Source organism: Rhizobium rhododendri (assembly GCF_007000325.2).
GTDB classification, from domain to species: Bacteria; Pseudomonadota; Alphaproteobacteria; order Rhizobiales; family Rhizobiaceae; genus Rhizobium; species Rhizobium rhododendri.
Window position 1 is genome coordinate 1,419,701 of the sequence record NZ_CP117268.1, and the last position, 12,796, is coordinate 1,432,496.

Here is a 12,796-nt window from a genome sequence, read left to right on the forward strand (position 1 = left end):
GCCGTGATGGCCCCACACACACATTTGCCACGCCGCCCGAGGCCTAGGCCAGCAGGTACTGGATGTGGCAGCGGCCGTGGATCGCGGACTTTTCTACGTGCGCTTTTACTCCGAAGACCGTGCGAATGAGGTGTTCGGTGAGGACGTCTTCCGGTGATCCGGCGGCGACGACCTTGCCGTCTCGCAGGACGACGAGACTGTCGCAGAACATGGCCGCAAGATTGAGGTCGTGAAGGGCGACGATACAGGTGATATCCAGTTTGGCGACAAGCGACAGGATATCCAGCTGGTGCTGGATATCGAGATGGTTGGTCGGCTCGTCGAGTAGTAACTCCGTCGGAGCCTGCGCCAGCGCGCGGGCAATGTGCACCCTTTGACGCTCGCCGCCCGACAGCGTCTGCCATAGTTGGGCTGCCCGGGCACGCATGTCGACCCGGGCGAGCGCGATCTCGACGGCGGCATCGTCGTCGCTGCTCCAGGTGGAGAGCAATCCTCTGTGGGGCGTGCGACCGAGGCGGACGACGTCGGCGACGGTCAGTGGTGTGTCGGTCGTCGATTGCTGCTCAACGAAGCCTATGCGGCGCGAGATCTCGCTGCGCGACAGACTAGCCACATCATGTTCTCCAAGTCGTATGATGCCGCTGCGGACTTTCCTCAACCGGCAGATCAGGCGCAGCAGGCTGGATTTCCCCGATCCGTTCGGCCCAAGCAGGCCGAGAACCTTGCCTTGCTCGATCGCCAGGCTGATGCCGTCAACGATGAGCGTGTTACCGGCTGCATAGGTGACGTCGTCGACGGATATGCTCATGGGGTCCTCCGGACACGATAGAGGATGACGGCAAAAGCGGGCGCTCCAAAGAGAGCCGTGACGACGCCGATCGGCAGGATCTGCTGGGGGATGATGATGCGCGAAGCAATATCGGCTCCGACCATGAAGATCGCGCCGCCAAGGGCGGTCGCCGGCAGCAGGCGGCCGTGCGACGGCCCGACCAGGAAGCGCGCGGCGTGCGGAATGACGAGCCCGACGAAACCAATCGAGCCGACCATGCTGACGACGCTCGCCGTCATGACGGCGGTCGTGCCAAGGAGCACGATCTGTACGCGGCGCACCGGGATGCCAAGGGAGGTCGCCGCGTCGGCGCCAAAGACGAAGGCGTCGAGCGCCCTGACATGGCAGAGGCAAACAATGAAGCCCGCCAAGGTCACGGGTGCGGAGAGATAGACGTCGGGCCAGCGCACGCCGCTCATCGAACCGAGCAGCCAGAACAGCACGCCGCGCGCCTGCTCTGCATTGGCAGACGTCGTGACGATGTAGGAGGTCAGGGCATTGAACAACTGCGATCCGGCAACGCCGCAGAGAATGATCCGCTCGCCCGACCCGCCTGCCCCTGAGGCCAGAATGCCCACCAGCGTAAAGGCGACGACGGCCCCGATGAATGCTCCGCCGGACAGCCCGAGAACGTTTGCGCCGAGCCCGAGGATCGTGATGCAAACTGCCCCTGTCGAGGCGCCTGCCGAAATGCCAAGCACATAGGGTTCGGCCAGCGGGTTGCGCAGCAGGGCCTGGAGCACGGCGCCGCAGAGCGCCAGCGAGGCTCCGGCACTGGCTGCAACCAGTGCCCGGCTGAGACGGTAATCCCAGACGATGCCTTGGTGAATACGGTCGATTGCAAAGCCCGTGCCGAAGATGCGGTTCGACACAGCCTCTGCCGTCGTCTGCAGCGGGATGGAGATTTCCCCGATGGAAACGGCAAGGCTGATCGAAAATCCGAGGACGACGATGGCGGCAACGGCGAGCGCTGCAAGCGCCCACCATCTACGCCGTGTTACGACTGCGCTGTTGCTCACCGGGCCAGACCGAAGGACCTGATGCCATTTGCAAGAACCTCGATGCCGTCGATTGTCCGGATCGTCGGGTTCATGGACTGCGCATCCATCATCACAAATCGTTTGTTCCTGACGGCGTCCATTTCGCTGGTGACGGGATCGTTCTGCAGGAAGTCCAGCTTCACCTTGGGATCGTCTGCCGCATAGCGGCGGCGATCCATGGTGGCGATGACGATGACGGCCGGGTTCGCCTGGGATATTGTTTCCCAGCCGACAAGCGGCCATTCCTCCTCGGTGGTCACGACGTTGCGCGCATCGAGGGCCTTCATCATATAAGCGGGGGCACCGTTCTTGCCGGCTATGAAGGCATCGCCCCTAACCTCTTTGCTCGAGAACCAGAAGACGATCGGCAGGTGCTTGGCGGCCGCACCCTCCACGGATGCCACAGCGGTGGCCTCGCGTTTCCTAAGGTCGGTGATCAGGGCATCGCCGCGGTCCTTGATATCGAAGACTTCGGAGAGCTGGGCGATCTCCTGATAGACTAGATCCATGCTGAACATCTGCTTGCGGACCCCGTCTCCGCCGTCGGAATTGACTTTGGCGACACAATCAGCCGGCGAGATATAGGTATTTATTCCGAGGTCGGAGAATTGCTCCCGCTTACCGACGGAACCCTGCGGTCCGACATGCCACTCGAATTCCGCAGCCACCAAGTCTGGTTGGCGTCCGACGACGGATTCGAAGCTCGGATCGTTGTCGGCCAGCCTTTTGATCTTGCTGTTGGCCTGTGCATATTGAGGAAGCACGGGACCCACCCAGACCGCCGTGCCGACGATCTTGTCGGCAAGGCCGAGAGACAGGAGAACTTCCGTCATCCCCTGGCCGATGGACACTATCTTCGAAGGCGCCCTGGCAAAGGTCACCTGTTGACCGCAATTGGTTATGGACAGCGGATAGACCGTTGCCGCGAATGCGGGGGCGGCCATGCCGAGAAGCCCGCAGGCAAGCGTAATGCTGGACAGAAACTGACGCATGAAAAATATCTCGATTTTATGGGAAGGCGAGTGCCCTGGTGCTGCAGGTATGCGGCAGCGAGGCAAGCTGCGGTTGCCACGTCAGCTGTCGGAAGCCCAATCGAGCCGGAGATGCGCCAGGCTATGGCGAAAATTCAAATGAGACATATCTGTTCCTTTCCGGGCATCCCCGCCCGGGTTCATGGGATAGCGCTTGACGGCAGGTCTCCTGACTTGCGGATATGCGCCGATCATCTGTCTTCCCGCGAAACCTTCGCAGTGACATGGCCCTGAGGCCCTGGGATGAGCAGCAATCCGCTTACAGTTGCGGGGGCAGTCACGGTCTTGGTCCCATTCGGGTGGCCCTCACCGTGTTCCCTATTAATCCCCTTGGAGTCATCCTAAGGGAACCGTCGATGGCATCTATGACAGGCCTGCAACGGCGGTCAAGGTGGGCGGGTCTCGCAAAATCTCGCACAGGTCGGAAATCCATCATTGCTTTATATTATGTTATAACGTTACATTATTGGTAAAATGCAGGCAGTCAAGTGTCTTGTCGCGTTAGCCAACAAACAGACTGCTGACGCAAACCTGTTGCAAACGACGTGCAGGGTCTGGAATGTACGTACCGGAAAGGTGCCCGACGAAAGGCATTCCGGGAATCGCAGGCAGGAGTAGCGCATGAGCAAAATTATTATATTCACCGACCTGCACATGGTCCTGGAGGGAGAGACGATCATCGGCCTCGATCCCTATCAGCGCCTTTCAAGAGGGATAGATCATGTCAACCTGCATCACCGCGATGCTGAGTTTGCGGTGATGACGGGTGACCTCTCGCACCGCGGCAGTCGCCAATCCTATGCGAGACTGCGCGAACTGCTCGACACGCTCGAAATTCCCGTCCACCTGCTGGTCGGAAACCACGACAACCGCGAAAACTTCATTGCCGCCTATCCCGAAAGCCCGCGTGACGAGCACGGTTTTATCCAGCAGCGGATCGAGACCGAAAACGGTGTCATGCTTTTGCTCGATACGCTTTGCGGACCGCCCTACGTCTCGCCGGACGTTCATGCCGGGGTGCTGTGCGACAATCGGCTTGCCTGGTTGAAGCAGAACCTCACTGGTGCCGGCGACCGGCCCGTCTACATCTTCATGCATCACCCACCGCTCGACACCGGGTTTCCCGGGATGGACAAGATCAAGCTCCGGAACGGCGAGGAGTTTTACGATATCCTTGCCGAATACGGCAATGTCCGCCACATCTTCGCCGGCCATGTTCACCGTACGATTGGCGGCTCCCATCGCGGTATACCTTTCTCGGTATTCAAGAGCCCGGTCCATCAGCAGCCGATGGTATTCGATACGGAAGATACTTCCCTCTCCGTCGATGAACCGGGCGCCTACGGCATCGTTTTCCTGAAACCGCAGGGATGCCTCGTTCATGTCGAGGATTACGAACTGTCCAACCATTCGATATCGGGCAGCGACGCACTCGGTAACTAAGACATATGCCCTGACGTCGGACTATGCCGCGTCGCCGCCTCGTCTTTAGGCCGCTTCCATGACACCGACGCTGACCGGCAGGTCAGCGTCGGTGTTTTCACGTGCGCATCCTCCGGTTGCCGCGCGCGCCTCGGCAAGACCGGTGGAAAGATCGGAAAATTTGTAGGCAATAGTTGACATCGGGAGTCAACAAACAATACAGGAGTTAACCAGTCAACTTATTGATCATGGTCGTTGGTCGGTATTCCGTAGACTTTTCAGGTATTTGATAGATTGATTGCAGGGGGCTGCCGTGATGTTTCGCGAGGCTAGGACGACTGTATCGCCGGTGGGCACATCCTTTACGACGACCGTCGGACGTCTGATGATCGCGTTTCTGTCGAGTTCGACGCTGCTTGCCGCAACCCCGGTTTTCGCTCAGTCAGGCGACGCGGAAGCAACCACGCTCGCCAAGATCACCATTGCGGGCCAAGGCGACCGAGCTGGCACCATTGACAAGACGATTGTCGCAAAGAGTTCCCGCTCCAGCAGCAAGACCGACACCCCGCTTCTCGACGCGCCGGCCTCGGTTTCCGTCGTCACTGCAAAGGAAATGAAGGAGCGCGGTGTCACCAACCTCGACCAGGCGCTGGCCTACACGCCCGGCGTCTCCACCGATATCTACGGCTCCGACGACCGCTACGACCACTTTTTGATCCGCGGTTTCTACCAGACGACCGACGGCACTTTCCGTGACGGGCTGCCGATGCGTGTCGGCGGCTCCTTTACCGCCAGCCGCCTCGAGCCCTATGGCATGGAACGGATCGATGTGCTGAAGGGGTCCAACTCCACGCTGTTCGGCCTTTCCGGCCCCGGCGGTATCGTCAATGCGCTCACCAAGGTGCCGCAGGACAAAGACTTCGGCGAGATCTATACAACAGTTGGGAACGGACATGTCGAAACCGGCACCGACTTCGGCGGAGCGCTCGACAAGGATGGCATCTGGACCTACCGCATGACTGGCAAATGGCAGAATGCCAATGCCGGCATCGACCATACCAACGACGATCGCGTCTATGTCGCGCCGGCGCTGACCTGGTCGCCGGATGCCGACACCTCCGTCACCATCCTGACGGATTACAACAAGCGCGACGGCAACCCTGGCCATGCCATTCCCTACAAGTCTGGGATCGATTCCGAGACCTATCTCGGTGAGCCCGATTTCGACAGGGTCGACACCATCGAGCGCAATGTCGGCTATCAGCTGCGCCACGATTTCGGCAACGGTTTCGAGTTCCGGCAGAATGCCCGCTACACCAATCTCGACATGACCTATCAGCAGATCTATCTCGGAGCTGCCGATCCTGCTTCGAGCCGCGCTGCATTGGCAATTTATGGCCATAGCAAGCGGTTCCAGATCGACAACCAGCTCCAATATGACGGCACCTACGGCCCATTCGAAAGCCGCACACTGCTGGGCGCCGATTATGGCCGCGACAGCAATAGCGAACGTCGCCTCGACGGGACGGCCGGTGGCGTGCTCGATGACAGCAAACCCGTCTATTGCGGCACACGCTGCATCTCGTTCGGCGCACCGGTGGACACCAGGACAAGGCTGACAACGGCCGGCACATACCTCCAGGAACAGCTGACGATCGACGACCGCTGGATCCTGACGCTGGGTGGCCGATACGATCACGCCGACACGATGTCGGAAAGCTCAGGCATCCGCGACGACGCGGTCGATACGAATTTCTCCAAGCGCGCCGGGCTTACCTTCAAGGCGACCTCCGAGCTCTCGGTCTACGCCAATTACTCGGAATCCTTCCAGCCACTGGCAGCCAGCCGCTCGACCTTCCTCGGCACGCCCAAGCCTCAGGAGGGCACACAGTACGAAATCGGTGCAAAATATCGGCCCGAGGGTATGGATGCGCTGTTTACCCTGGCGCTGTTCGACCTGACCCAGAAAAACGTGGCGCAGTGGGCGTCGGACTATTCCTACCAGTACCAGGTGGGCAAGGTGAACGTGAAGGGCATCGAGTTCGAGAGCAAGGTCGCGCTCACCGACCGGCTGAACCTGACTGCCGGTTATTCGTACTGGGACGCGCGGATCAAGGACGACGCGACCACCGGGCTGATTGGCAATCGGCCGGAACTCGTTCCCAACCACATGGCAACGCTCTGGGCCGACTATACCATTCCCGGCAAAGGCGCGATCGGTGACATCAACGTCGGGATGGGCGCCCGCTTTGTCGGCAATACTTTCGGCGACAATGCCAACACGCTGCCGCTTGCCTCAAGAACGGTCTTCGACGCGGCTTTCAATTACAAGTTCAAGAACGGCGTTGCCCTCGCCGTCAACGCCACCAACATCTTCGACAAGGAATATGTGGCCAGCATCGACGACTACAGTCTGGCCGCCTACTACGGCGACCGCCGCGCGGTGCGGGCGACCCTGCGCTACACCTGGTAGCGCCTGCGCGACGATCTCTCGGCGCAACCACAAAACACAGGAATGGATGTCATGGCTCTCGTTACCCGTCGTCGCGACCTGCTGTGCGGGCTGGCAACCGCTCTCTTGGCGCCGGAGCTGATGCACACACCCGCCATCGCTGCCGACGGGCCGCTGCAATTCGATCATGCCTTCGGCGTGACCGTCCTGCCGAAGCCCGCTACCCGTGTCGTATCGCTGGGCTACCTCACCCAGGATCCCCTGCTCGCGCTCGATGTCATCCCGCTTGCGATACGCGACTGGTTCGGCGACCAGCCATTTGCCGTCTGGCCATGGGCGCAGCCTTTTCTGAAGAACGCCCGCCCCGTTGTCATCAAGGGCAATGTCGGGTTGGAACTCGTCGCTACCTTGCAGCCGGATCTGATCGTCGGCATCGGGTCAGGCATATCGGAAGCAGAGTACGCCGGGCTTTCCCGCATTGCGCCCGTGCTGATGCAGCCGAAGGCGTTTCCGGCCTATGGCATGCCTTGGGATGAGATGACACGGCTGATCGGTCGCGCCGTCGGCAAGGATCGCATAGCCGACGAACTGGTTGCCAAGACCCGCCAGGACTTTGCGGCAGCGCGCCTGCGACATCCGGATTGGGGCGGACTCACGGCTGTCGCCGCCTATCACTATGGCAGCGAGACCGGATTTTTCGCATCCTCGGACACGCGCGGCCATTTCCTGACCGAGCTCGGATTTGCCCGCACAGCCGCCAGCCGCCTGCTCGATGGGTCCAAAAGCTTCTATCAAAAACTTTCACCGGAAGACCTGTCCGCTCTCGAAGCTGATCTCGTCCTTTGGGTATCGTCCTCCGAAACCGCTACCGATCTCGCCGCCCTGCCGATGCGCCGTGTCCTGAAGGCCCATGCCGAGGGTCGCGAAGTCTTTGCGGGCGGTACGGTCGCAGCCGCGCTGTCTTTCGGCAGCGTCCTGTCGTTGCCCTTCGTGCTGTCTGCACTCGAGGCCGATATGGCAGCAGCACTCGATGGCGACCCCAGGACATCGGTAGCCTCGGCGGTCCGTGCCGGACTTGCCCCGTGATGCCGTCTGCCACAGTCCCCTCGCAGCCCACAGCGGGAAAGCACCATACAGCACGGCAACGGCTGGCAGTTGCCGTTGCGGGCTTTCTGCTGCTGGTGGTCCTGTGCCTGGTCAGCCTGGCCGTCGGCGCGCGTTCTGTTTCTCTCTCCACCGTCTTCGATGCGTTGACGGCCTATGACGCTCGCCTGCCAGACCACATTGCGGTCCGGGACTATCGCTTGCCGCGCACGTTGCTGGGGCTTTTATGCGGAGCGGGTTTCGGTGTGTCCGGTGCCATCATCCAGGCGATCACGCGCAATGCGCTCGCCGATCCCGGTCTGCTCGGCGTCAATGCCGGCGCTGCCTTTTTCGTGACGATTGCTGCCGGCGTATTCGGCCTGCAGGCGGTGAGCACCTATCTCTGGTTTGCCTTTCTCGGCGCCATCGTTGTCACTGTGATCGTCTATGTGCTCGGCTCGCTCAGTCGCGCCGGAGCGACCCCGGTCCGGCTGCTGCTTGCAGGCGTCGCGATCAATGCGTTGCTTGGCGGCCTCGGATCAGCCATCGTACTGCTCGATCCGGTCGGCTTCGACAGCATGCGTCTCTGGTCGATCGGCGCTCTCGGCGGCCGCGACATGGCGGTGGTGTCTGCGGTGGCGCCGTTCATTATCGTCGGGCTTGGCATCGCGGGCCTCATCGCACCGGCGATGAATTCGATAGCGCTCGGCAATGACACCGCCCGGGCGCTGGGCACCCATGTTGTCCGCAGCCGCATCCTGGCGGCTGTGTCCTTGACCCTTCTTGCCGGTGGTGGCACGGCGGCGGTCGGACCGATCGGCTTCATCGGCCTGATGACGCCACATGTCGTGCGCTGGCTGTTCGGCCCCGATCAGCGGCTGATTTTCGCCGGCACGATGATCTTTGCCCCGATCCTGCTGCTGTCGGCCGACATTATCGGGCGTCTTCTCCTCCCGGGTGAACTGGAAGCCAGCATCGTCACCGCCTTCATCGGCGCGCCCGTCCTGATCCTCCTGGTGCAGCGGCAGAAAGTGCGCGGGCTGTGACGCGGGCGGCGGATCCAGGCGTCATCGTTCTGCGCTCGCCCCGTGGGCGGCTTTCGCTGCGGTTGCGCAGCCGGAGTGTTATCGCCTGCGCCTTCATGCTGGCTGTCTGCCTCATGCTCGTGCTGCTGTCGCTGGTTTCCGGCGACTATGCGGTTTCAATGTCGGATGTCGCGCGGACCCTTTCGGGGCGGGGCGACCAGATGCAGGAGATGATCGTTCTCGAATGGCGCCTGCCCCGCGCCCTGCTTGCGCTGCTGATCGGCGCCGCGCTCGGCATCAGCGGTGCTATTTTCCAGTCGCTGACGCGTAATCCGCTCGGTTCGCCGGATATCATCGGCTTTTCTGCCGGCGCCCACACCGGCGCGCTGGTGGCGATGCTGCTGTTGTCGGAGGGCTATTTAGGGACAGCCACGGGCGCACTGATCGGCGGTCTGGCAACGGCGATCGCAGTCTACATGCTGACCTACCGAGGGGGTATCGACGGATTTCGGCTGATCGTCGTCGGCGTCGCCATCGCCGCCATGCTGTCTGCCGCCAATGTCTGGATGATCCGCAAGGCAGACCTGCAGGTCGCGATGTCGGCTGCCATGTGGGCGGCGGGCTCGCTGAACGGCCTCGGCCTTGATCGCCTGCTGGCGGTATCGGTGGCGCTGGCAGTGCTCGTCCCTATCGCCCTTGCCCTGGCAAGGCCGCTCCGTCAGCTCGAACTCGGCGACGAGGCGGCGCTTTCGTCTGGTGTGTCGCCGGATCGCGTCCGGCTGGCGCTGGCCGTCATCGGCGTGGCCCTGATCGCGGTGGCAACGGCCGCGGCAGGCCCCATCGCCTTCATCGCGCTAGCAGCGCCGCAGCTTGCGCGGCGCGTGACCAGGTCGGCCGGGGTTGCGCTGGTACCATCGGCGCTGATGGGCGGGGTATTGCTCGTCGCCTCGGATTGGGCAGCCCAGCACGCGCTCGGCCTCCAGCTGCCGGTCGGCGTGATGACGTTTAATATCGGCGGCCTGTATTTCATATGGGTGCTAGTCAGCGAGGGACGCAAATGACGACGGCCAGACTGCGCGCTGAAGCAGTGACTTTGCGCTACCGGGAGTTGACGGTCGCCCGCGAGCTCTCGGTGACCATTCCGGATAACGCATTTACCGTTATCTTCGGCCCGAATGCCTGCGGCAAGTCGACATTGCTGCGGGCCTTGTCGCGCCTGCTTCGGCCGACGCAGGGGGAGATCATCCTCGACGGTGCCAGCATTGGAAGTCTGCCGGCCAGGGACGTGGCGCGCCGGCTCGGGCTTTTGCCGCAGAGTTCTATCGCACCTGACGCCATTACCGTCGAAGACCTCGTGTCGCGCGGCCGTTATCCGCACCAGTCGATCTTTCGCCAATGGTCGGCCGCCGATCAACAGGCCGTCGCGTCTGCGATGTCAGCCACAGGGGTCGCCGACCTTGCCACCCGGCTCGTCGACGAACTGTCCGGCGGGCAACGCCAGAGGGTCTGGCTTGCCATGGTTCTGGCCCAGCAGACACCAATCCTGCTCCTCGACGAGCCAACCACCTTTCTCGACATCACCCACCAGATCGACCTGCTCGACCTGTTGGCCGATATCAACGCCGACGGACGCACCGTCGTTGCGGTGCTGCATGATCTCAACCATGCCTGCCGCTATGCCACGCACCTGATCGCGATGCGCGATGGCGCCATCGTTGCCGAAGGCACGCCGGCAGCGATCGTCACCGAACAACTGATCGAAAGCGTCTTCGGCCTTGCCTGCGTCATCGTTCCAGATCCGGTGACGGGAACCCCGATGGTCGTGCCGCGCGGGCGCCACTCGGCAGCGCAAGCCCGGCCAGTAGCCGATATCCCCGGTTCTGCTGCAGACAAGGACGAGATCGTATGAGCGAGGTGCAGGAATTCAAGTTGAGCGGCGTCGCAATTCCGCACGATGCCGCAGGCATGCTGGATGAGATCTGCGAGCATTTCGTCGAGCATTCGAGCGTCGAGCGGACGGGCAATCTGGCGCTGCTGAGAAGCGAAACGGCACTTGTCGCCATCCGCCTAAAGGACAGCCGCCTGCTCATAGAACTCGCTTGCGCAACGGAACAGGCGCTGCAGCTGACCTGCAACAACATTGCCGAGCATCTGGTCTACTTCGCCGGCGAAGAACCTTTAGAGCTTAGCTGGTCGACGCCACCGGCGCCCGGCATCCTGCCCGATCTGCGCGAGGTAACCGTGGTGTCCGCCGCGGACGTCACGCCGCATATGCGAAGGGTCAAATTCAGTTGCGAGGATATCGCGCCGTTCATCGGTGGCGGCATGCATGTGCGTGTTCTGCTGCCGCCTGACGGACGCATACCGGTCTGGCCGACCCTGCTGCCGGACGGCAGGACGGGCTGGCCCGAGGGGGAAGACGAACTCGCGGTGAGGGTCTATACCATCCGCTCCGTCGATGTCGCACGCCGTGAATTATGGATCGATTTCCTGCAGCATGCCACGCACGGTGTCGCGGCGCCCGGTGCCGAATTTGCGCGCAAGGCGAGACCGGGACAAAAGCTGGCGTTTCTTGGGCCAGGCGGCGGCGGAGTTCCGCAGGCGTCGTCCATGCTCCTCGCAGGCGATGCGACGGCGCTTCCAGCCATCGCCCGGATCGCGGCAGAAGTGCCGGCCCATATCCGGATGCAGGCCATCATCTTGGTGGAGGATGCAGGCGAGGAGCAACCCTTGCCAACATCGGGAACTCTGGATGTGCGCTGGCTCCACCGGAAGGATGACAAGAGTGATACCGGTTATCGGTTCGGCGACGCGGTCAGGACCGCGATCAGCGCGGCGGATGCGCAGACCTATGTCTGGGTGGCCTGCGAAAGAGACGAGATGCGCCCCATTCGCGCGCTCCTGAAGCAAAAGGGCCATGATCGCAAGCTGACTTATGCGGCGTGGTACTGGGAGAAGCCAAAGCCTGACGCGGTAAATCAGCCGTGATGGATTTGCGCTCGGTTTCGTGTCCGTGACGACAGATCGCCTTTGAGTTTTCTCTTTCATTGCGGTTAAGTTCGCTTTCGCGCAAACGCGATGCCAGCGAAGGATGAATCGATGTTTTTGACAGATCGCCAGACCGAGATCGTTGCTCTTGCCAAATCGACGGGCCGCGTTCTCGTCGACGATCTCGCGACGCGGTTCAATGTGACGCCGCAGACCATACGCAAGGATCTCAACGATCTCTGCGACGGGCAGATGCTGACCCGCATGCACGGCGGCGCCAGCCTACCCAGCGGCACTGCGAATGTGCGCTACGAGCAGCGCCGCCAGATAGCCTCCGCCGAGAAGCAGGCGATCGGCGCCGCAGCTGCCCAGCTCATCCCCAACAACGCATCGCTGTTCATCAATATCGGCACGACGACCGAGGCGGTGAGCGAGGCCCTGATCGCCCACCATGAGCTGATGGTGATCACCAACAACATCAATGTGGCCAATCGGTTGCGCCTTTATTCGGCAATCGAGGTCGTGGTTGCGGGTGGCGTCGTGCGCGCTTCGGACGGCGGCATCGTCGGCGAGGCGGCCGTCGATTTCATCCGGCAATTCAAGGTCGATTACGCAGTCATCGGCGCCTCCGCCATCGATTCCGACGGCGCCCTGCTCGACTACGATTTTCGCGAGGTGAAGGTGGCACAGGCGATCATCGCCAATGCCCGGCACGTCATTCTGGTGGCGGATTCGACGAAATTCGAGCGCACGGCACCGGTGCGGATCGGACAGCTGTCGCAGGTCCAGACATTGATCACCGACCACTGTTCCGTCGAGGCCATCCGGACGATCTGCCACGACAGCAACGTCGCGCTGATCGAGACATCGAAAGCGAGCTGACCCGCGAAACTTTCGTTTGACATTCGTTATGGTTTCGTTTCAGA

At 61.8% G+C, this 12,796-nt stretch carries 12 protein-coding genes and 1 riboswitch; of the genes, 8 read left to right on the plus strand and 4 right to left on the minus strand.

Annotated features, from left to right (window positions below; all coding sequences use genetic code 11):
- Positions 1-43: 43 nt before the first annotated feature.
- The 3 genes from PR018_RS24350 to PR018_RS24360 are packed head-to-tail and all read right to left on the minus strand — an operon-like array spanning position 44 to position 2,861.
- Complete coding sequence (locus PR018_RS24350; protein ID WP_142831421.1) at positions 44-808, minus strand: ABC transporter ATP-binding protein; 765 nt, start codon at positions 806-808, stop codon at positions 44-46.
- The gene (locus PR018_RS24355; protein ID WP_142831420.1) at positions 805-1,848 is read right to left on the minus strand and encodes a FecCD family ABC transporter permease; all 1,044 of its coding nucleotides are present in this window, start codon (positions 1,846-1,848) and stop codon (positions 805-807) included. The genes PR018_RS24350 and PR018_RS24355 overlap by 4 nt, the downstream gene beginning before the upstream one ends.
- Complete coding sequence (locus PR018_RS24360; RefSeq protein ID WP_142831419.1) at positions 1,845-2,861, minus strand: ABC transporter substrate-binding protein; 1,017 nt, start codon at positions 2,859-2,861, stop codon at positions 1,845-1,847. The genes PR018_RS24355 and PR018_RS24360 overlap by 4 nt, the downstream gene beginning before the upstream one ends.
- Positions 2,862-3,042: 181 nt before the next feature.
- Positions 3,043-3,270, minus strand: a riboswitch (cobalamin riboswitch).
- A gap of 251 nt (positions 3,271-3,521) precedes the next feature.
- Here PR018_RS24360 and spdA point away from each other — a divergent pair.
- The gene (spdA, locus tag PR018_RS24365; RefSeq protein ID WP_142831418.1) at positions 3,522-4,343 is read left to right on the plus strand and encodes a 2', 3'cyclic nucleotide phosphodiesterase SpdA; all 822 of its coding nucleotides are present in this window, start codon (positions 3,522-3,524) and stop codon (positions 4,341-4,343) included.
- 45 nt (positions 4,344-4,388) lie between these two features.
- On the opposite strand, the gene PR018_RS24370 is transcribed toward spdA, so the two are convergent.
- Positions 4,389-4,523, minus strand: coding sequence for a hypothetical protein (locus PR018_RS24370; protein ID WP_279309166.1), 135 nt, complete (start codon positions 4,521-4,523; stop codon positions 4,389-4,391).
- A gap of 115 nt (positions 4,524-4,638) precedes the next feature.
- Here PR018_RS24370 and PR018_RS24375 point away from each other — a divergent pair, with 115 nt between their 5' ends.
- The 7 genes from PR018_RS24375 to PR018_RS24405 all read left to right on the plus strand — a co-directional run bounded on the left by PR018_RS24375 (position 4,639) and on the right by PR018_RS24405 (position 12,752).
- On the plus strand, positions 4,639-6,795 hold the full coding sequence (locus tag PR018_RS24375) for a TonB-dependent siderophore receptor (RefSeq protein ID WP_244615491.1): 2,157 nt from the start codon (positions 4,639-4,641) through the stop codon (positions 6,793-6,795).
- 51 nt (positions 6,796-6,846) lie between these two features.
- Complete coding sequence (locus tag PR018_RS24380) at positions 6,847-7,860, plus strand: ABC transporter substrate-binding protein (RefSeq protein WP_202617207.1); 1,014 nt, start codon at positions 6,847-6,849, stop codon at positions 7,858-7,860.
- Entirely contained in the window at positions 7,860-8,903 is a 1,044-nt protein-coding gene (locus PR018_RS24385; protein ID WP_142831416.1) for an iron chelate uptake ABC transporter family permease subunit, read from the plus strand. The genes PR018_RS24380 and PR018_RS24385 overlap by 1 nt, the downstream gene beginning before the upstream one ends.
- Positions 8,900-9,943 carry a FecCD family ABC transporter permease gene (locus tag PR018_RS24390; RefSeq protein WP_244615489.1) on the plus strand — a complete coding sequence of 348 codons (1,044 nt, stop codon included), beginning with the start codon at positions 8,900-8,902 and terminating at the stop codon, positions 9,941-9,943. Before PR018_RS24385 ends, PR018_RS24390 begins: the two co-directional genes overlap by 4 nt.
- Positions 9,940-10,791 carry an ABC transporter ATP-binding protein gene (locus PR018_RS24395; protein ID WP_142831415.1) on the plus strand — a complete coding sequence of 284 codons (852 nt, stop codon included), beginning with the start codon at positions 9,940-9,942 and terminating at the stop codon, positions 10,789-10,791. The genes PR018_RS24390 and PR018_RS24395 overlap by 4 nt, the downstream gene beginning before the upstream one ends.
- Complete coding sequence (locus PR018_RS24400; RefSeq protein WP_142831414.1) at positions 10,788-11,870, plus strand: DUF2218 domain-containing protein; 1,083 nt, start codon at positions 10,788-10,790, stop codon at positions 11,868-11,870. Before PR018_RS24395 ends, PR018_RS24400 begins: the two co-directional genes overlap by 4 nt.
- Before the next feature lie 111 nt (positions 11,871-11,981).
- Entirely contained in the window at positions 11,982-12,752 is a 771-nt protein-coding gene (locus PR018_RS24405; RefSeq protein ID WP_142831413.1) for a DeoR/GlpR family DNA-binding transcription regulator, read from the plus strand.
- Positions 12,753-12,796: the final 44 nt, after the last annotated feature.